Origin of the sequence: Amycolatopsis sp. MEPSY49 (assembly GCF_051337345.1) — a bacterium.
GTDB lineage: Bacteria > Actinomycetota > Actinomycetes > Mycobacteriales > Pseudonocardiaceae > Amycolatopsis.
This window is the reverse complement of sequence record NZ_JBDLYJ010000001.1, coordinates 1,033,681-1,052,735: the sequence shown is the minus strand read 5'-3', so window position 1 is coordinate 1,052,735 and position 19,055 is coordinate 1,033,681. Positions and strand designations below refer to the sequence as shown.

At 71.0% G+C, this 19,055-nt stretch carries 20 protein-coding genes and 1 tRNA gene; 9 read left to right on the top strand and 12 right to left on the bottom strand.

The features are described 5' to 3' along the window. Positions 1–58: 58 nt before the first annotated feature. Positions 59–1,117: a DNA polymerase III subunit beta gene (locus ABFJ78_RS05270; RefSeq protein WP_436384543.1), complete on the top strand. Its 1,059-nt coding sequence runs from the start codon at positions 59–61 to the stop codon at positions 1,115–1,117. Here ABFJ78_RS05270 and ABFJ78_RS05265 read toward each other — a convergent pair. Together ABFJ78_RS05265 and ABFJ78_RS05260 are read right to left on the bottom strand one after the other, a co-directional pair. After that, a complete protein-coding gene (locus tag ABFJ78_RS05265) occupies positions 1,107–2,030 on the bottom strand; it encodes a hypothetical protein (RefSeq protein WP_436384541.1) in 924 nt (307 codons plus the stop codon). The genes ABFJ78_RS05270 and ABFJ78_RS05265 overlap by 11 nt on opposite strands. Before the next feature lie 31 nt (positions 2,031–2,061). Next, positions 2,062–3,027 carry an Lrp/AsnC family transcriptional regulator gene (locus ABFJ78_RS05260; protein ID WP_436384540.1) on the bottom strand — a complete coding sequence of 322 codons (966 nt, stop codon included), beginning with the start codon at positions 3,025–3,027 and terminating at the stop codon, positions 2,062–2,064. A gap of 83 nt (positions 3,028–3,110) precedes the next feature. Between ABFJ78_RS05260 and ABFJ78_RS05255 the strand changes: the two genes are divergently transcribed. Together ABFJ78_RS05255 and ABFJ78_RS05250 are read left to right on the top strand one after the other, a co-directional pair. Beyond that, a complete protein-coding gene (locus tag ABFJ78_RS05255) occupies positions 3,111–3,926 on the top strand; it encodes a VOC family protein (RefSeq protein WP_436384538.1) in 816 nt (271 codons plus the stop codon). Continuing rightward, positions 3,923–5,095 (top strand): carboxylesterase family protein, encoded by a 1,173-nt coding sequence (locus ABFJ78_RS05250; protein ID WP_436384536.1) that lies wholly within the window; start codon positions 3,923–3,925, stop codon positions 5,093–5,095. The genes ABFJ78_RS05255 and ABFJ78_RS05250 overlap by 4 nt, the downstream gene beginning before the upstream one ends. Here the strand turns inward: ABFJ78_RS05250 and ABFJ78_RS05245 are convergent. From ABFJ78_RS05245 to ABFJ78_RS05215, 7 genes are all read right to left on the bottom strand, one after another. Continuing rightward, a complete protein-coding gene (locus ABFJ78_RS05245) occupies positions 5,073–5,327 on the bottom strand; it encodes a glutaredoxin family protein (protein ID WP_436384535.1) in 255 nt (84 codons plus the stop codon). The genes ABFJ78_RS05250 and ABFJ78_RS05245 overlap by 23 nt on opposite strands. Continuing rightward, positions 5,324–6,094 (bottom strand): MBL fold metallo-hydrolase, encoded by a 771-nt coding sequence (locus tag ABFJ78_RS05240; RefSeq protein ID WP_436384534.1) that lies wholly within the window; start codon positions 6,092–6,094, stop codon positions 5,324–5,326. The genes ABFJ78_RS05245 and ABFJ78_RS05240 overlap by 4 nt, the downstream gene beginning before the upstream one ends. Then, complete coding sequence (locus ABFJ78_RS05235) at positions 6,091–6,909, bottom strand: NUDIX hydrolase (RefSeq protein ID WP_436384532.1); 819 nt, start codon at positions 6,907–6,909, stop codon at positions 6,091–6,093. Before ABFJ78_RS05235 ends, ABFJ78_RS05240 begins: the two co-directional genes overlap by 4 nt. 107 nt (positions 6,910–7,016) lie before the next feature. Continuing rightward, positions 7,017–8,168 carry a hypothetical protein gene (locus ABFJ78_RS05230; protein ID WP_436384530.1) on the bottom strand — a complete coding sequence of 384 codons (1,152 nt, stop codon included), beginning with the start codon at positions 8,166–8,168 and terminating at the stop codon, positions 7,017–7,019. A gap of 36 nt (positions 8,169–8,204) precedes the next feature. Further along, a complete protein-coding gene (locus ABFJ78_RS05225) occupies positions 8,205–8,831 on the bottom strand; it encodes a hypothetical protein (protein WP_086679262.1) in 627 nt (208 codons plus the stop codon). Next, positions 8,831–9,286, bottom strand: a complete 456-nt coding sequence (locus tag ABFJ78_RS05220) for a RidA family protein (protein WP_364562729.1) — start codon at positions 9,284–9,286, stop codon at positions 8,831–8,833. The genes ABFJ78_RS05225 and ABFJ78_RS05220 overlap by 1 nt, the downstream gene beginning before the upstream one ends. Positions 9,287–9,291: 5 nt before the next feature. After that, entirely contained in the window at positions 9,292–9,453 is a 162-nt protein-coding gene (locus ABFJ78_RS05215; RefSeq protein WP_003068074.1) for a DUF4177 domain-containing protein, read from the bottom strand. Between the two features lie 208 nt (positions 9,454–9,661). On the opposite strand from ABFJ78_RS05215, the gene ABFJ78_RS05210 reads away from it, so the two are divergent. The 3 genes from ABFJ78_RS05210 to ABFJ78_RS05200 are packed head-to-tail and all read left to right on the top strand — an operon-like array spanning position 9,662 to position 12,045. Then, positions 9,662–9,910, top strand: a complete 249-nt coding sequence (locus ABFJ78_RS05210; protein ID WP_436384529.1) for a hypothetical protein — start codon at positions 9,662–9,664, stop codon at positions 9,908–9,910. A 21-nt stretch (positions 9,911–9,931) separates the two neighbouring features. Next, complete coding sequence (locus tag ABFJ78_RS05205) at positions 9,932–10,939, top strand: ArsA-related P-loop ATPase (protein ID WP_436384528.1); 1,008 nt, start codon at positions 9,932–9,934, stop codon at positions 10,937–10,939. Next, on the top strand, positions 10,936–12,045 hold the full coding sequence (locus tag ABFJ78_RS05200) for an ArsA family ATPase (protein ID WP_436384527.1): 1,110 nt from the start codon (positions 10,936–10,938) through the stop codon (positions 12,043–12,045). The genes ABFJ78_RS05205 and ABFJ78_RS05200 overlap by 4 nt, the downstream gene beginning before the upstream one ends. A 323-nt stretch (positions 12,046–12,368) precedes the next feature. On the opposite strand, the gene ABFJ78_RS05195 is transcribed toward ABFJ78_RS05200, so the two are convergent. Then, positions 12,369–12,665, bottom strand: coding sequence for a WhiB family transcriptional regulator (locus ABFJ78_RS05195; RefSeq protein ID WP_086679223.1), 297 nt, complete (start codon positions 12,663–12,665; stop codon positions 12,369–12,371). A 342-nt stretch (positions 12,666–13,007) separates the two neighbouring features. Between ABFJ78_RS05195 and ABFJ78_RS05190 the strand changes: the two genes are divergently transcribed. After that, positions 13,008–15,185: a transglycosylase domain-containing protein gene (locus ABFJ78_RS05190; RefSeq protein WP_436384525.1), complete on the top strand. Its 2,178-nt coding sequence runs from the start codon at positions 13,008–13,010 to the stop codon at positions 15,183–15,185. Between the two features lie 39 nt (positions 15,186–15,224). Here ABFJ78_RS05190 and ABFJ78_RS05185 read toward each other — a convergent pair whose 3' ends face one another. Beyond that, positions 15,225–16,958 (bottom strand): protein kinase domain-containing protein, encoded by a 1,734-nt coding sequence (locus ABFJ78_RS05185; RefSeq protein ID WP_436384524.1) that lies wholly within the window; start codon positions 16,956–16,958, stop codon positions 15,225–15,227. Positions 16,959–17,077: 119 nt separating this feature from the next. Between ABFJ78_RS05185 and ABFJ78_RS05180 the strand changes: the two genes are divergently transcribed. After that, positions 17,078–18,058: a metallophosphoesterase gene (locus tag ABFJ78_RS05180; protein ID WP_436384523.1), complete on the top strand. Its 981-nt coding sequence runs from the start codon at positions 17,078–17,080 to the stop codon at positions 18,056–18,058. A gap of 29 nt (positions 18,059–18,087) precedes the next feature. Then, positions 18,088–18,161: transfer RNA gene (locus ABFJ78_RS05175), tRNA-Pro, on the top strand. A 125-nt stretch (positions 18,162–18,286) separates the two neighbouring features. On the opposite strand, the gene ABFJ78_RS05170 is transcribed toward ABFJ78_RS05175, so the two are convergent. Next, positions 18,287–19,051, bottom strand: coding sequence for a class I SAM-dependent methyltransferase (locus ABFJ78_RS05170; protein WP_436384521.1), 765 nt, complete (start codon positions 19,049–19,051; stop codon positions 18,287–18,289). Positions 19,052–19,055 lie beyond the last annotated feature (4 nt).

The window sequence follows — 19,055 nt, the reverse complement described above, 5'->3', positions numbered from 1 at the left end:
CGCAGGTCAGCGGCGTCTTGCGGCGGTTTTGTCGGTGGTCGCCGCTAGCTTTGCGGGCATGGACGTCACCGCGCCTGCCCACCGCCTCTCGGCGGCCGTTTCCGCCGCTTCGCGGCTGCTGCCCGCCCGCGCCGGGCTGCGCCTGCGTGCGGACGCGGCCGGGCTGACGGTCGCGGGCAGCGACCCGGATCTGGCCGTCCGGTTCGACTGCCCGGCGACCGCCCACACGGACGGTTCGGTCACCGTCCCGGCGGCGCCGCTGGCCGAGACCTTGAAGATGCTCGACGGCCTCGTGCGCTTGGTCGTCGAGGGTAGCCGCCTGGCCCTGCGGGTCGACAACGCCCGGTTCGCGCTGCCTCTCTTGTCCACCGAGGCAGGCCCACCGGCTTCGGAGCCGCCGCTCGTGTCCGAAGTGGACGGTGCAGCGTTCGCATCGGCGCTGCGGATCGTCGCGGGAACGGCCTCGAAGGACGACCCGCTCCCGCTGTTCACGGGCGTTCGGCTGCAGGCGGGCGACCGCCTGACGTTGACGGCGTCCGACCGCTACCGGATGGCGGTGGCCCGGTTACCGCTGCGCTCCCCGGGTTCGTTGGACGTCCTGGTTCCGGCAACGCTGCTGGCCGAGGCGGCACGCCAGGCGAAGGGCGTGGTCGGCTTGCACGCGGGCCCGGGCCGGTTCGGGTTGAGCTGGCCGGGCGGCTTGGTGAGCACGGCGGTCCTCGACGCGGGGTTCTTGTCGGAAGACTCGATCCCTTCATCGGCGGTCGACACGAAGGTGACGCTGTCGGCGGACGCGCTCGGGGCGGCGGTCCGTCGGGTCGGGGTGTACGCGGAGGACCGGCGAGTGCTGACGTTGGAGGTCGGCGATTCGCAGGTCCGCTTGGCGAGTGCGCGCCAGGACACGGGCGAGGCGGAGGAGACGCTGAAGGCCGAGGTCAGCGGGGGTCGGACGTCGCCGTCGTTCCAGGCCCGGTACCTGCTCGACGCGTTGCAGGCGTTCGCGGGCGAGCGGGTCGAGTTGTCGATCCAGCCGGGGATGCGGGCGTGCGTTCTTCGGTCGGCGGAGCCTGGGGAGGTGGAGCTGACGTACTACCTCATGCCGATGCTCAGCCGATGATCTCGGTCAAGTCCCGGAGGGCGACTTCCGCGGCCGGTCCGTGGGTGAACTGGCTGACGGTCAGGTTGGTGCTCCCGAAGCGCCGCTTGTAGACCTCCCGCAGATTCGGCGAAGAGCGGCCGAGCATCCACTCGATCGTTGACGTGCTGGTTCGCAGGAAGTCGATGGGCTGGCGGCCGCGCACGTACAGCTCGGCGCGACGCTGGCCGCGGTGCAGGACCAGGCCGACCAGATCGGCGACGAGCAAGCGTTTGCGCATGGTGTCGCCGCCGGTCCACTGCGCGGTCTTGAACTCGGCGACCCGCCGGTCGGTTTCGAGATCGAACGGGCGGTCCGGGTCGTTTCCCGAAGCCAGTGACGGGCGACGGGCGATGCGCTCGCCGGGTTCGAGGATGTTCGGGAGCGTGCGGATGATCGTCGCCGCATGGATGAGGTCGTTGACGCGGCCGGCGTGCCGCCGCACCAACAGCGCGGCCTGAAGCAACTCATCGGTCATGCCGCCATCCCAGTGATCGAAGTTCCCGAGATCGGCTCCGTCCAGTCGCTGCTCCATGCGGCCGATGCGAGCCGTCAGGTCTTCGGCGGTCAGAAAGTCGACGAGGGACGCGAACGCTTTTGCCGGAGTTGCCCCAACGAGCCCATCCTGAGAAGCGGATTCTTGAGGGAGCGGGCTCGTCGGGAACCCGAGCCGGCGGAGGTGCCGGATCGCCGTGTGCGAGATGAACTCGTTCCGCGACACCCCCAAAGCGCGCTCGAAGAGCTGCCTCGGCGGCCACCGCTGGTCGCCGATGGCGACCCAATGCGTGCGGATCGGCTCCGGGCCACCCCGTGCCGCCGCGCTCAGCACCTCGGCGCGGGTCAGCCGGTGCTGCTCGCCGTTGAGTACGAAGTCGATCGTGTGCTCGTCGTTCACAGGCGGTGAGTCGCGCGCACCGCTCCTCTTGCTACACCGGCTGCAGGGTGCCGAAGCGCTTCAACGTGCGGATCATCGGGGCCGTCTCCACCTGCTGGACTCCCGCCAGCCCACCCAAGTCCTCCGCCAAGTACGCGTACAGCGCCGCGTCGTCGCGGCAGCCCACGTTCGCCACTATGTTCGCCGGGCCCGTGGTTGCCGCCGCGAAGGCCACCTGGGGGTGCTTCGCCAACGCGAGCCCCGTCGACTCCAGTGCCGATGGGGCCACCGTCAACCACAACGTCGCCGTCAGGGGGTAGCCCAGCAGGGCCGCGTCCACCTCCACGTCGAAGTACAACGCTCCCGACCCCCGCAACGCCGCCAACCTCCGACGGACCGTCGACTCCGAACGGCCCGATGCCGTCGACAATGTCGCCATGTCGACGCGGCCGTCGTGGGCCAGCGCCGTCAGCAAGCCCACGTCGCCCGGCTCCGGAAAATACGAAACCGACGTAAGAGCCGGCCGCAAAGCAGCCACCTGAGCAGCAGACAACGCGCTGGACCGGCCCGGCCACCCCGCCGGCCCGCCCGCGAACCGGCGCAGCAGCCGGTACGCCGTCATCGACACCACCCGCGGTGTCCGCGGCAACTGCCCCAGCAGCAACCCGTCCGTCTCCTCGCGCAACGGTGCCCGGACGAAGCACACGATCTCCGTCCCGCCCGACATCAAGCTCACCCACTGGGTGTCCGACCGCCGGGCCAAGGCCGCCGCGATCGCGCCCGCCGCGTCCGGGACGCAGCGCAGCCGGACCAGCCAGTGCACCTGCCCCAGCGGCGCCGCCTCCGGGACGCCCACCACCCGCAGCACCCCGGACGAACGCAGCTTCCGGTAGCGGCGCGCCACCGTCTGGTCCGAGACCCCCAGCACCGACGCGATCGTGCTGAACGACGCCCGCCCGTCCAGCTGCAGCGCGTGCGCCAGGCGGCGGTCCAGGTCGTCGAGCAGGCCGGATTCCACCAAATCAGCCTAGGCAGTGTCGGATTCCGCGCACAACACGAGCACAGGAGGAACAAAAGAGCGGGAGCCCGAATCCTGGAGTCATGCACATCGACCACACGGTCTTCCTGACCAGGGACTACGAACGCACCTGGCAGCGCTACGAGCAGCTCGGCTTCACGCTCAGCCCGCCGTCGCGGCACTTCGCGGCGACGGCCGAAACCAGCGAACCGGTCCCAAGCTGCACCGCGAACCGTTGCGCCTACTTCGGCGGGTCCTTCCTCGAACTCATCGGCATCGTCGACGAAGCCGCCGGCGACCCCTGGCACGTCCTGCCGATCCTCGACGCCCGCGGCGACGGCCTCCACGGCTGCTCCTTCGGCGTCGACGACTCCGACGAAGCCGCCAGAAGGCTGCGAGAAGCCGGCCTCTCGAACTCGGGTGTGCTGAAGCTGCGACGGGACGTCGAACTGCCGGAAGGCACTCGCACCGCGCGCTTCCGCAGTGTCCACATCAGACGCGACCGCACCCCCGAAGGCATCCTCCACACCGCCGAGCACCTCACCCCGAAGTACGTCCACCAGCCGCGCTACCTCGATCACCCCAACGGCGCCAAGGCCGTCGCCGGGATCGTCCTCGTCGTCCCCGACGACGAAATCGCCGCCTACCAGAAGCGCTACGACGTCATCACCAACGGCCGGCACCTCGTCGACATCGTCGGCGTGAACGACCTCCTGCCAGGAGAAACCCCGAAAGAACTGCCCTACTTCGCCGCCCACGGCGTCGTGGTCGCGGATCTGGCGAAAGCGCGGACACTGATCGAGCAGCACGTTCCGACCACGACCCACCGCAACGGATTCTTCGTCCGCGCCGAGGACGCCCTCGGGGCCGCCGTCTACTTCGAACAGGAGGCACGATGATCGTCGAAACCACCACCGGCCGGATCCGTGGCACCGCACACGAGTTCAGAGGAATCCCTTACGCCACTGCAAAACGATTCGAAGCGCCGGCAAGGCCGGAGCCGTGGACCGGCGTCCGCGACGCGCTCGAAGCAGGCCCCGCGGCGCCGCAACCGCCGTCACGCCTGGAGCACGCCCTCGGTCCGATGCCGCTGCCACAGAGCGAGGACTGCCTGAGCCTCAACGTCTTCACGCCGTCGACCAGCGGGAGCCGGCCCGTGCTCGTGTGGATCCACGGCGGTGGGTTCTCCAGCGGCTCGGGCGGCCAGATCTGGTACACCGGCACGCGCCTGGCCCGTGAGGCCGACGTCGTCGTCGTGACGCTCAACTACCGCCTCGGCGTGCTCGGATTCCTGCACGCCGAAGGGATTCCGCCGAACCTCGGCATCGCCGACCAGCTCGCCGCGCTCGAATGGGTCCGGGACAACATCGCCGCGTTCGGTGGGAACCCGGCCGAAGTCACCCTCAGCGGACAGTCGGCCGGGGCGCAGTCGACGCTCACGCTGTGGTCGGCACCGCGTGCCCGAGGGCTCGTCAAGCGGATCGCCCTGCAAAGCGCCCCTCTCGGCTTACCACCGTCCACATCAGACGAAGCCGCCGCGAACAGCCGGCTGCTGCGGGAAGAACTCGGCGAAGACCTCCGCGCGGCGCCAGTGGAGAAGCTGCTCCGAGCCCAGCTGGCCGTCGCGGCCAAGACCGCGAAGCCCGGCTCACTGGAAGTGCCGTTCCAGCTGGTCGCCGACAACGACCTCGTCGCGAAGGACCTCATCGAAGCCGCACCAGAGGGCCCGGCGCTGATCAGCTGGACGCGAGAAGAACTGCGCGCCTTCGTCCCCGACGCGCCCCAAGAAGTGATCGACCAAGCGAACGGCTTCTTCACCAGCGACCGGCTGGTGGAGAAACTCGGCGCCTTCACCTACCGCTTCGACTGGCAGGCCCCGGGCAACCGGTTCGGAGCCTGCCACTGCATCGACATCCCGTTCCTCTTCGGCACCCACGACGTCTGGGACGCGCCGATGCTCGAAGGCGCCCCGAAAGGCCTGGAGAACGCAACCGGGCTGCGCGAAGTGTGGGCCGCCTTCCTCCACGGAGCGCGGCCCGGCACGCTCAGCCCGCCGAAGCTGCCTTGACCGCGGCTTCGACCTCGGCGAAGGACGGGTTGACCAGCGCGGTCGACCCGACGATCACGGTCGGCACCGTCTCGTTGCCGTTCGCGACCTCGCGCACGCGCGCGGCGGCGGTCGGGTCCTCCCAGATGTTGATCTTGCGGATGTTGAAGCCGCTCTTCGACATCGGCCGGTCCAGCGCGGCGCAGAACCCGCACCCCGGGCGCCAGTAGAACTCGACCTCGACGTTGCTCATCCCTGTTCCTCCGACCGCAAGTAGTCCAGTTGCGCCTGCACGCTCAGTTCGGCCGGCGCCCACAGCGCCCGGTCGACGTCGGCGTACACGACCTCGACGACCTGGCGCGGGGTGGCGTCCGCACCCAGCTTCTTCAGAGCGGAACGCACCTGGTCCAGCCGCTGTTCCCGATGGGCAAGGTACTCGGCGGCGGTCGCGGCCAAGTCGGGCAGCTCTGGACCGTGCCCAGGGAGCCCGAGCGTGCCCGCCGGCAGCTCGATCAGCTTCCGCAGCGAGCGCAGGTAGTCGCCGAGGTCGTGCAGCACCGTCGTGCCGCGGCCGAGGATGGTGTCGCCGGTCAGCACCTGGCCGTCGAGCACCAGCGACACCGAGTCGTCGGTGTGGCCCGGCGTGTGCAGGACGCGGAGGGAGAGACCACCCGCCGAGATCATTTCACCGTCCACAAAGGACGACGCGCCGATGCACAGCGACGGGTCGAACGCCCGCACCGGCGCGCCGACGCGCTCGGCGAACCACGGCGCGCCCTCGGCGTGGTCGGGGTGGAAGTGCGTGAGCAGCACCAGCTCGACGTCGCCGACGCCGGCCAGCAGTTCGAGGTGCTCGAGGTCGCGGTAGCCGGGGTCGACGACGACGGCGGGCGAGTCCGGCGCCGCCCGCAGCACCCAGCTGTTCGTGCCTTCGAGCGTCATCGACGACGGGTTGTTCTCCAGCAGCACCGACGCCGTCTCGGACACCTGGCGCAGCACGCCGTACGCGGGGGCACTCATCGCTTCTCCAGCACGACGCGGACGTGGTCGTTCTCGCGGACGAGCGTCGGCGCGATGCGGACGATCTCGCGCTGCTCGTTCAGGATGTCGTCGGCGGTCGCGAACTTCGCCAGCTCGCTGAGCGTCAGCCAGGTCGGCGGCATCAGCATCCGGCGGCCTTCGCGCGCGTCGGCGATCGCGTCTTCGGGGCGCTGCCAGCCGGAGCTCGACGCCTCCGACGTCGCACCGTCGGCCTGCTGGCCATCCGGCAGCTTCGCGACGTAGAAACGGGTGTCGTACCGGCGCGGCTCCTGCTCGGGCGTGATCCAGTGCGCCCACGGGCGCAGCAGGTCGGCTCGCAGGGTCAGGCCCGCGTCGGCGAGGAAGCCGGCCAGCGACACCTCGCGCGTCTCCAGGGCTTGGCGGGCGGCCGCGTACGGCGTCACGTCGGTGAGCACGGCGTCGGCGCTGCCGGCGAGCAGCACGCCGGACTCCTCGAACGTCTCGCGCACGGCCGCGCAGGTCAGTGCCCGCGCGAGCGCGTCGTCGCAGCCGAACCGCGAGGCCCACCACGACGGGTCCGGGCCGGCCCACGCGACCGACGCGTCGGCGTCGCGCTTGTCGACCCCGCCGCCGGGGAAGACGGTCATCCCGCCCGCGAACGGCATGCCCTTGACCCGGTGCTGCAGGAAGATCTCGACGCCGTCGGCGCCGTCCCGGACCAGGATCACGGTGGCCGCGTCCTTCGGGACGACGGGCGGCCCGTCGGCGTTCGCGCGGGTGGCTACCCCGGCACCGACGGGGAGGTCGAAGACAAACTCCGTTGGCTGCTCCACCACCGGAACATACCTCCGGACCCCCGCGTTCCGTCGCGCAGTTGTGGCATCCCAGACACAGCGAAAGCGGCACTTTCATGTGAAAGTGCCGCTTTGCGCCGCAAAGCCTAGGGGGCGGTCCAGCCGCGCTGGTCGCCGCCGGAGCGGGAAGCGCCGTTGAGCCGCATCTTCGCCGCCTCGGCCCGCTCGCGCTCGGCCAGCTCGGCGTGCAGCTCACGCAGCAGCGCCCGGTCGCGCTCGCTCAGGCTCGGGTCGTCCAGGTCCAGCGCGGGCAGCTCGACGACCTCGTGCATCGACGGCTTGCCCGCGGCGATCTCGCGGCCCTTCTCCGGGTCCTCGGCCAGCGCCTGCCGCAGCTGCGCGACCTCGGCCGGCGTCAGGTCGGCGGTGCGCTCCGCCCGCGTCTCGGACCGGTCGGACGACCGCTCCGCCCGCGACTGGCGGGGCGGCTCCGGCGCGGGCGGCGGCGACACGATCGGCACCACCGGGGCCACCGGCTCCGGCGGGGTCGTCGTGGCCGTGCTCGACCGGATGCTGTGCCTGCTGCCCGACGACTCCGCGACCGGCTCGGCCTTCACCGTCACCGGCGGCTTGGCCGGCTCGGGCCGGTACACCGAGGTGGACGACGTCGTGCTCCCGGTCACCCACGCCGGCGACGCGGCCGCCGAAGCGGCCTGGTGGTACTCGGAGTGCGCGACGCCCGGACCGCTGACCTCGACGACGGAGTGGATCCCGGCCCGGCGCAACGCCGTGTCGACGCGGAACGCGACGGCGGGCGGGTTGCCCTCCGGCCCCAGCTCGACGAGCACCACTCGCTGCGGCAGCGCGCCCGGCACGCTGCCGGCCGGGGTGTTGCGCCACACCGCGTGCACCGACCGGACGTCCGGCAGCACCTGCAACGTGCGGTCGAGCGCCTCGGCGATGCCGAACTCCGGGGAGTTCTCGCCGCTGAACCGGTGCGTGTTGACCGGCTCGGCCTCGTCGACCAGCAGGTCGTTCGCCAGCGTCGCGTCCGACCGGCTCATCTCGAGGACCAGCGCGAGCTCGCGCTGCTCGGCGGAGCTGACCGGGATCCGGCCCGCGATGAGCGTGCCGGTGGTCAGCTCGACCGCCTCGTCGATGTGGGCCCGGGCGATCAGCTCACGCGCCTCGGTGAGCGCGCTGTCGTCGATCCGGCCCGCCAGGGCCAGCAACAGGTTGTGCAGGCGCAGGGGCACCGAAAACCCGTCCATGGGCGGGCCGTCGTGGACCTCCACCATTGCCTTGCTCCCTCCCAGCTCGCTGGCGGGCGAGCGTTATGCGGCTACTAGCCGGTTCCCTGCAGCGGCGCCCACGCAGACCAGTTCCGAATCGGCCAGCGCGGCCCGGTGGTACTCCGGCAGGTCGAAGCGCGGCGGGATGACCTCGACGCTGGGCTCTTCGTCGCCCAGAACGCGCAGCACCCGCTGCAGTTCGCCGGTCAACCTCGGCAGACCGTTGAGCGCGGTGATCAGCAGGACGCGCTTGGCCGTGCCCTGCCCGACCACACCGACGTGTCGCCAGCTCTGCCGCACTTCCCCCACGTCCGGGCGTCCTCGCAACGTTGCGTGGATCAACACGGACACGGAGTCGACCGAGTTAACCCATTCGGGCGCACTCGCCGTGAATGTGTACCGGTTCTCGGCAACGTCGTCTACCCCCAGCGTCGAACTGACCTGGTGCCAGTCGGCGCCGTGCGGGATGAGACCCGCCACGAGCAGGCGGTACTCCGTTTGGTCGAGGTCAATCCTGTGCTTAAGCAAAGACCTCGGCAGGGTCCGGGCGAGGGTGCCCATGGCGCCCTCGCCGAGCCAGTCGCGGAACCGCCACAGCAGCTGGTCGGGCAGCCGCCCGGCCAGCCGGAGCAGCAGCTCGTGGGTGGACTGCTCGATGTCCGGGTCCATCACTGCACCTCCACGATCAGTTCGACCTCCACCGGCGACCCGATGGGCAGCTCCGCGACGCCGACGGCCGAGCGGGCGTGGATGCCCGCGTCGCCGAAGACCTCGCCGAGCAGCTCGGACGCGCCGTTGACGACCGCCGGCTGGCCGGTGAAGCCCTCCGCGGAAGCCACGAAGCCGACAACCTTGACGATCCGCGTGACGTTGTCAATGCCCACCAGCGCGTGCACGGCCGCGAGCGCGTTGAGCGCCGACGTGCGGGCGTGGCCCTTCGCCTCTTCGGGGCTGATCTCCGCGCCGACCTTGCCGGTCGCGGCGAGGACGCCGTCGACGAAGGGCAGCTGGCCGGAGGTGTAGACGTGCTGGCCGCTCTGGACGGCGGGCACGTAGGCGGCCAGCGGGGCGGCCACGCCGGGCAGCTCGATGCCGAGCTCCTTCAGCCGTTCGCTCCAGCTCACGCGGGTCAGCCCTTCGGACGCTTGAGGTACGCGACGTGCTGCTCGCCGCTCGGGTTCGGCAGCACGGTGACCAGCTCCCAGCCGTCCTCGCCCCACTGGTCGAGGATCTGCTTCGTCGCGTGGATCAGGAGGGGGACGGTCGCGTACTCCCACTTGGTGGCGCTCATGAAACGGGAGCGTAGCCAAGCGGGCAAGACCACCGGGGACGGCCGCCGGAAAACGGCGCGCGACGCGCCGGAGTGTGGTCCATCTCACGCCGACCCCAAGCGCCCCAATGTGGCCTTCGGTGCGTCAGACGCACCCAAGGCGGCCTTCGGTGCGTGAGACGCAACCAAGGCCACATTGGGGCGCTTTGACGACCGCTAGCGTGGGCGCGTGGAAACGTGGCGCGTGATCGCGACGGCGCTGCTCGCGGCGGCCGGGCTGCCCCTGGTGCTCGTCGTGATGGCGAAGGTGCGCGACCGGACCCAGAACTCCGGCCAGGTCGCGCTCGGCGGCGTGATCACCTTCACGCTGCTGCTCGTCGTGGGTGTGCTCACCCTCACCGTGCTGCCCGGGCTCGTCGCCTGGGTGCTGGTCGCGGCGGTCGCCGCTGCGGTCAGCGTCATGCTGCTGGCCAGCTGAGAGCTGATTTAGGGTGAAGAAGTGACCACTCCCCATGCCGGCTGGACCGACGAGCTTGCCCGCGCCCGGCTGCACTTCGTCACCGGCAAGGGCGGGACGGGCAAGACGACGCTGGCCGCCGCGCTCGGCCTCGCGCTCGCCCGCGAGGGCCGCCGCGTGCTGCTCATCGAGGTCGAAGGCCGCCAGGGCATCGCCCAGCTCTTCGACACCGAGCCGCTGCCCTACGCCGAGCAGCGCATCGCCGCCGTCCCCGGCGGGGGCGAGCTGCGCGCGCTGCACATCGACGTCGAAGCCGCGCTGCTCGAGTACTTCGAGATGTTCTACAACCTGGGCTTCGCCGGCCGGACGCTGCGGCGGATGGGCGCGATCGAGTTCGCGACCACCCTCGCGCCGGGCCTGCGGGACGTCCTGCTCACCGGGAAGATCAAGGAGTGCGTCGGGCGCACCGAGTCCGACGGGCGGCACACCTACGACGCCGTCGTCGTCGACTCGCCGCCGACCGGCCGGGTCGTCAAGTTCCTCGACGTCACCAAGGCCCTCACCGACCTCGCGAAGACCGGCCCGATCCGCGGCCAGGCCGAAGGGGTCGTGCGGCTGCTGCACTCCGGCGAGACGGTGGTCCACCTGGCCACGCTGCTGGAGGAGATGCCGGTCCGCGAGACCGTCGAGGCCGTGGCCGAGCTGGACGGCGCCGACCTGCGCCCGGGCGCGGTGCTGGTCAACCGGGTCCGGCCGCCGCGGCTGCCCGCGCGGTCGGTGACCGCCGCCGCGGACGGGCGCGTCGACGCCTCCCGCGTCCGCGACGGGCTCGCGACGGCCGGGCTGAAGCTGCCGCAGGCGACCCTGGACGCGCTGGTCGACGAGACCGTCGAGCACGCCGTGCGGGTCGCCGCCGAGCAGCGGGCGCGCGAGCAGCTCGCCGAGGCCGACCTGCCGACCCTGGAGCTGCCGGAACTGACCGACGGCGTCGACGTCGCGGCCCTCTACGACCTGGCCGAGGCCTTGACCGACCAGGGGGTGCGGTTGTGACCACCATCGACATCGACGCGCTGCTCGACAACGAGGAAAGCCGCGTGATCGTCTGCTGCGGCTCCGGCGGCGTCGGCAAAACCACCACTGCGGCAGCGCTGGCCCTGCGCGCGGCCGAGCGCGGGCGGCAGACGGTGGTGCTGACCATCGACCCCGCGCGGCGGCTCGCCCAGGCCCTCGGCCTGCGCGTACTCGGCAACCACCCGAAGCAGGTGCAGGTCGAGGGGTTCGAGCCCAAGGGCGAGCTGTGGGCGATGATGCTCGACATGCGCCGCACGTTCGACGACATGGTGCGCGTGCACGCCGGCCCGGAACGCGCCGAGCAGCTGCTGAAGAACCCCTTCTACCAGACCATTTCCACGTCGTTCTCCGGCACGCAGGAGTACATGGCGATGGAGAAGCTGGGCCAGCTCGCGGCGACCGGCGACTGGGACCTGATCATCGTCGACACCCCGCCGAGCCGGTCCGCGCTGGACTTCCTGGACGCGCCGACGCGGCTGTCGTCCGCTTTGGACGGCCGGATGATCCGCCTCCTGACGGGACCGGCGAAGGCCGGCGGCTGGGGGCTGCGCAAGGTCGTCAACGCGGGGTTCTCGATGTTCGCCAAGGCGGTGTCGACGATCATCGGCGGCCAGCTGCTGACCGACGCGTCGGCGTTCATGCAGGCGTTCGACAGCATGTTCGGCGGCTTCCGCGAGCGCGCCCGCAAGACGGCGGAGCTGCTGCGCTCGTCGGGGACGTCGTTCCTGGTGGTGGCCGCGCCGGAGCCGGACGCGCTGCGCGAGGCGTCCTACTTCGTGGAGCGGCTGTCGTCGGAGTCGATGCCGCTGGCCGGGCTGATCGCGAACCGGACGCACCCGGTGCTGGCATCGCTGTCGGGCGCGGAGGCGCTGGCCGCGGCCGAGACGCTGCAGAACGCGCCGTTGGCCGAGGCGGTGCTGCGGCTGCACGCGGACCGGGTCAGCCTGGCAGCGCGCGAGGAGCGGCTGCTGGCGCGGTTCACCCGGGCGCACCCCGAGGTGGCGCTGGCCCGGGTGCCCGCGCTCGCCGGTGACGTGCACGACCTCGACGGCCTGCGCGACATCGGCGTGAAGCTCGCCGGTTGAGCCGTCCCGCCGCCAGATGACGTGAATGACTCATTCATGTCATCTGGTGACAGGGTCCCGGCAAAGTCAGGTCAGCGCGGCCGATCCGGTCGCCCGCACGTCATGAACGGGTCGTTCACCTCGTCAGACGACATGAACGACCCTTTCATGACATCGCCGCGACGCCGGGCAGGCCACGCGGCCACGACTTTGCCGGAGCCCTGTCGTCTGGCGACATGAATGAGTCATTCACGTCATCCCGGAACCGGCTCCCGAGGCGAGCCGGCCCGGTAAGAGAAGCGCCGTGGGGACGCGGCGGCAGGGCCGCGCCGCCCACGACGGCTTCAGCCGACTTCGACCCGCTCCTCCGCGTCCCGTTTGGCCGCGTCGAGCAGGTCCGCCCAGCTCACCACGTCGGGGCGGCGGCGCAGCAACGCCCGCCGCTCCCGCTCGGTCATGCCTCCCCACACGCCGAAGTTGATCCGGCCGTCGAGTGCTTCGGCGAGGCATTCCGTCCGGACCGGGCAGCCCATGCAGACCGCCTTGGCCCGGTTCTGCTCCGCGCCCCGGACGAACAGGCCGTCCGGGTCGGCGTCCCGGCAGGACGCGTTGATTCGCCAGCTCGACTGGTTGGTTTCCATACCCCCAGCTCCCTACCCTGGTGATCGACGCACCAGCGGGGAAAGGCACTGCGCTCCCTGCCCCCGCGAGCGTGTCTCCCTCTGCTCACGTCGGTTCCGGGCACCTCCCCGGTGCCGGTGCCGCCGTTCGGACCAAGCGAGCTCCCACCCGCGTTGATCCATCCGTCGGCTTGTCTTCGTGAGACGTTGACGGACTGTAGGGGCCCTCGGTTCCCCCCGTCGAGACCCAGGATGCCTTCCGTTACCAGATGTCACCGAAGGGGGTCGGTTTTGTCACTGAATTCACACCCTCGAAGACACGGCGTCACCGGCACCTGACCCGTCCCGGGTAGCCTGGCCCTCGTGCGAAAAGCGGATGGTTTGTTCAAGCTCATCGGCCTCTGTCTGCTCGCGGGGGTGCTCGTCGCCGGCATGCTCTTCCCCGTCGTGGGGGCCGCCGGGGTCATGTCCAACCAGGCCAGCGAGACGGTGGAGAAGACCTCCTCCGACCTCGCCGACATCCCGCCGCCCCTGGTGACGACGGTCACCGACAGCACCGGCAAGCCGATCGCGACCCTGTACGACCAGTACCGGCTCCCGATCAACGAGAACCAGATCAACGAAGCCATGAAGTGGGCGCTGGTCTCGGTCGAGGACAAGCGGTTCTACGACCACCACGGCGTCGACTGGCAGGGCACGCTGCGCGCGGCCGTCAGCAACAGCACGGGCGCCGACACGCAGGGCGCCTCGACGCTGACCCAGCAGTACGTGAAGAACTACCTCATCAACGTCGTCTACCGGAACGACGAGGTCGGCCAGAAGAAGGCCCAGGAGCAGTCGATCGCCCGCAAGCTGAAGGAAGCGCGGATCGCGATCCAGCTCGAGACGAAGCTGACCAAGCAGCAGATCCTCGCCGGCTACCTGAACATCGTCGAGTTCTCCCGGCAGATCTACGGGATCGGCGCCGCCGCGCACGCGTACTTCAACACGACCCCGGAGAAGCTCACCGTGCCGCAGGCCGCGCTGCTGGCCGGGCTGGTGAACAACCCGATCAACAACGACCCGTGGAAGCACGCGGACAAGGCGACCGCGCGCCGCAACCTGGTCCTCGACCGGATGGTGGAGAACAAGAAGCTGGCCAAGGCCGACGCCGACCGCTTCAAGGGCGAGCCGCTGGGCGTCGTGCCGGACTTCCCGGCGAAGCCCGCGGCCAACTGCATCGGCGCCGGCCCGGAGTCCGGGTTCTTCTGCCAGTACGTCGAGGACTACCTGCTCAAGGCGGGCGGGATGACGAAGGACCAGCTCTACACCGGCGGCTACACGATCAAGAGCACGCTGGACGAGCGCGCCAACCACGAGGCGAAGGTCTCGGCGGAGACGCAGGTCGGCAAGACCCAGAAGTACGTGGCGAACACGTTGTCGCTGATCAGACCGGGCAAGGACCGGCACGAGGTGGTCGCCTTGGCGGCGAACCGCGACTACGGCCAGGACCAGGACGCCGGCCAGACGACGTACGCGCTGCCCACCGGCGTCTACAACACCGGTGGCGCGGGGTCGACGTACAAGATCTTCACCTCGGCCGCGGCGCTCGAAAAGGGCGTGGCGGGGATCTATTCGCCGGTCCAGGTACCGGACACCTACGTGTCCCACGTGTTCAGCGGTGGTGGCAACAACTGCCCGCCGACGGGACCGCCGCTGCGGTCGCGCTGGTACTGCGTGGGCAACGCCGGTGACTACAGCCGGATCGCCCAGGGCGCGACCCTGCAGACGGCGCTCGCGACGTCGCCGAACACCGCGTTCGTCGAGCTCGAAGACCGGCTCGGCAGCACCGCGCCCGGCATCGACATGGCCCGGCGGCTCGGCATGCGCGACACGATGGCGAGCAACGCCGGCGGCGGCACGGTCGATCCGAAGTCGGACAAGGACGAGAAGCGGCTGAGCCAGGCCGAGTACTACGGCCCCAGGGGCAGCTGGCCGGGCTTCGGCGCGTTCACCCTGGGCTTCAGCCCGCTGAGCGGTCTGGAGCTGGGCAACGTGGCGGCGACGATCCTGTCCGGCGGCGTCTGGTGCCCGCCGACGCCGATCGCCGGCGTGACCGACCGCAACGGCCAGCCGGTGCCGGTCAAGGAAGCGCCGTGCGAGCAGGCGGTGCCTGAGGGCTTGGCGAACACCCTCGCGGTCGGCATGAGCAAGGACGACCAGCCGGGCGGCACGTCGGCCGGCGCGGCGAGCGCGGTGAAGTGGGACCGCCCGATCATCGGCAAGACGGGTACGACGCAGGGCAACGTCTCGGCGACGTTCGTCGGCGGAACGCCCCAGCTGGCGGGTGCGGCGATGACGTTCAAGTTCGGCGGTGGCCAGGGCGGCATCTGCGACGGCAACGCACCGGGCACCGTCCGGGTCTGCCCCACCGGGAACATCTTCGGCGGCAAGGCCCCGGCCCGGACGTGGTTCGGCGCGATGAAGAACATCATGGCGGGCCAGCCGGTGGTGCCCCTGCCGCAACCGGATCCGCAGTACATGGGCGGCGGCGCCCGGTAGCTCGGCAAGGAGGGCCCGCGGGAAACCGCGGGCCCTCCTTCAGTTCTGCGGCATGTCCGACAGGATCTCGGTGTTCCACCACTGGTAGAGCTTGTCCAGCTCGTCGTTGTCCTTCACCTTGGTGGACAGGAGGATCCCCGCCACCAGCTCCTTCTTCTCCGTCCAGACCAGCTGGGCCGGGTCGCCGAGGAAGCACGTCAGGTACTCGCCCGGGATCGGGTTCGGGACCTCGGCGCGGTAGTACGTCCCCCAGATCTTCGGGTACTTGTCCGGCCGGCACGCGCCCTGGGCGTCGTTGCGGGTGAGGCCCTGGGTCTTCACGATGTCCTGGAAGAACGCGTCCATCGCCGCCGCGTCCGCGAAGCGCAGGAACCGCGCCCCGGTTGGCTGCTGGAACACCACGTTGCCGATCTTGACGTCTCCGACGTTCGAGTCCGTGCACTCGGCCGCCGCGGCCGCGCCGGGCGGCGGCGCGGCGGGCACGCACGTGTACTGCTTGTAGACCGCGGGAAGCGCGGCGAACAGCTTGCTGTCGGGTGCCGGTTTCGATTCCGAAGTGGACGGTGGCGCGGTCGTGTCCGAGGTCGTCTCGGGCGGCGTCGACGGCGGGGAGTCCGTGACGGTCATGGGCGTGATCGGGCCCGGGCCGCCGGTCTGGGTCGTCTTGTCCTTGGTCACCACGTACGTGATCACCAGCGCCACCACCACGACTCCCGCCAGCGCGGCGCACAACGCGATCCACCGGTTCCGCTGGGACTTCGCCTGCGGCGCCGGCTGCGGCTGCACCGGGATCGGGGCGCTCCGCGGCCCGGTCGGCGGACCCGCGTACGTCCCGGTCGGCGGACCTCCGGAAGGCGCGGTCGGCATCGGCATCGGGCGCGGCGGGGTCAGCGGGGCCGGCCGCGTCGGCGGGTGCGCCGGGGCCGGGGTCGTGTGCTGCCACGTCGGCATCGGCGGCGCCGGCGCGGCGAGGGCCGTCCGGACGGCGTCGGCGAACGCCCGGGCCGTCGGGTAGCGGCCGGCCGGGTTCTTCGCCATCCCGCGCGCCACCACCGCGTCCAGCGCCGGCGGCAGGCCCGGCCGCTCCTGCGACGGCACCGGCGGCGGCGCGTTCAGGTGCGCGCCCATCTGCGCGGCCGCGCCCTCCGCCGGGAACGGGCGCCGCCCGGTGAGGCACTCGAAGAACACGCACGCGAGCGCGTAGACGTCGACGAGCCCGGTGATCGGCGCGTCGCCGAAGCGTTCGGGCGCCATGTAGTCGAGCGTGCCGATCACGTTGCCGGTACCGGTGATCGACGTCCCCTCGGCCGTCATCGACCGCGCGATGCCGAAGTCCACCAGGTACACGAAATCCGCGCTCGTCACCAGCACGTTGGACGGCTTGACGTCCCGGTGCACCAGGCCGTCTTCGTGGGCGGCGTCGAGCGCGCCCGCGACCTGGTCGACGATCCCGGCGGCCCGGGCGGGCTCGAGCGGGCCGTCTTCCAGCAGCTCCTTGAGGTCCTTGCCTTCGACGAGCCGCATGTCGAGGTACAGGCGGCCGTCGATCTCGCCGTAGGCGTGGATCGGGATGACGTGCGGCTCGCGCAGCCGCGCGACGATCTGCGACTCGCGGCGGAACCGCGCGCGGAAGGCTTCGTCGCCCGCGTTCGGCCCGGACAGCAGCTTCAAGGCGACGACGCGGTCGTGCGCGGTGTCGTAGGCGCGGTGGACCTCGCCCATGCCGCCGCGGCCGAGCAGGCCCTCGATCCGGTACGGCCCGAACTGCTCCATCGTTCTCCCCAAGCCCCCCGGCTCAGATCCCGTCTATCGGGCCGACGCAAATGCTAAGCGGCAGGTTCCCCGGAACGGCGGCGAGTTCACCCAACCGTTGAGCACGTATCCTGGACCTCGTGAGCACGCTCAGTAACACAAGCACGTCGGGGGCGACCGCGAAGCGCCTCGCCGCGGGGACGGTGGCGCTCGGCGTCGCGACCCTCGGTTACGCCGTCGGCATCGAACGGCGCCACTGGACCCTGCGCACCGCCGAGCTCCCGGTGCTGGCGCCCGGGTCCCGGCCCTTCACGATCCTGCACGTCTCGGACCTGCACATGCTGCCGGGCCACCGCAGCAAGCAGCGCTGGGTCGCCGCGCTCGACGAGCTGAACCCCGACCTCGTCGTCAACACCGGCGACAACCTGTCGCACCGCACGGCGGTCCCGTCGGTGCTGCGCGCGCTGGGCCCGCTGCTCGACCGGCCCGGGCTGTTCGTCTTCGGCAGCAACGACTACTACGCGCCGAAGCCCAAGAACCCGGCCCGGTACCTGATGCCCAAGGGCAAGAAGAAGCGCATCCACGGCGTCCAGCTGCCGTGGCGCGACCTGCGCGCGGCGTTCGTCGAGCACGGCTGGACCGACCTGACGCACGTCCGCCGCACGATCGACGTCGGCGGCCAGGCGGTGTTCGCGGCCGGCGTCGACGACCCCCACCTGCGCCGCGACCGCTACACCGACATCGCGGGCCCGGCCGACAGCGGCGCGGCCGTCCGCCTCGGCGTGACGCACTCGCCGGAGCCGCGGGTCCTCGACACGTTCGCCACGGACGGTTACGACCTGGTCCTGGCGGGCCACACCCACGGCGGCCAGCTCCGGCTCCCGGGTTACGGCGCGCTGGTCACGAACTGTGAGCTGGATCGCAGCCGGGCGCGAGGCGCGTCGCGGTGGGGCGCGCACATGTGGCTGCACGTTTCGGCCGGGCTGGGGACGTCGCCGTGGGCGCCGGCCAGGTTCGCGTGCCCGCCGGAAGCCAGCTTGTTGACCCTGGTCCCGCGCGGGTCGGGCTCGCCGAAGTCGCGTAAGACGGCCCCCCGAAAAGCCCGAGACACGGTCCGCTAGACTTCTCCACGACCCGTTAAGCAGTACCTCGGGGTGTGGCGCAGCTTGGTAGCGTGCCTCGTTCGGGTCGAGGAGGTCGTGGGTTCGAATCCCGCCACCCCGACGAGAGCACCGAGAGGGCCGTGTGTTGGCGGAAAGCGCCAACCACATCGGCCCTCTCGGTGTTTTTTGGGGTCGAACCCCAAACCCCGCCGGGCGGCTTCGCCCCCGGACCCCCGTGCGTCCCGGCTATCGCATTGCCGTCACCTCGACCCAGCACTGGCTGAAATCGCCGTCGCCGCCGCGGGTCCACATCCAGGCCGAACGCGCCGCGCTCGCCAGCTGGTCGCGGTCGCGGCCTTCTTCCTTGAGCGCCGCGTCCAATCTCGACTCCACGTACTTCGCCAGGTCGCGGTAGCTCATGTCCGAGCGGTAGCGGGCTCTCGACACGACCTCCGTGAACCCCGCCGTGACGCACTGGTCGGCGATCACCCGGCCCGCGAACGGGTTGCCGCCCGCCTGCCGGCGCAGCAGGTAGTGCCCTCTCAGCGCCGCGTCGACGTTCGCCGTCTTCGGGCGCAGCCTCGCCTTGCTCCAGTCCGATGTGGACAATGCCAGCCTGCCGCCGGGGCGAAGCACCCGGCGCAGTTCCGCCAACGCGTCCAGCGGGCGGGACAGGTGCTCGAACAACGCGTGGGAAAACGCCACGTCCACACTGCCGTCGGCGAACGGCAGGTCGTACGCGGACGCCACCAGGAAGTCCACAGTGGACCTGCCGGCCCGGCGGGCGGTGTCGCGGGCCATCGCGATCTGCCCCGCGTCGAGGTCGACGCCCGTCACCCGGGACTCCGCGGCGAGGCCGAGCGTGATCGAACCCGGGCCGCAGCCGAGGTCGACCACCCACATCCCGGGCTTGAACAGCGGCTGGGCGAACGTCGCGCGCTCCGCCGCCGTGCGCGCGGACATGATCGAAACCGCGTCTCGCCCGTAGCCCGGCGCGTAACCCTCCAGCACCCCG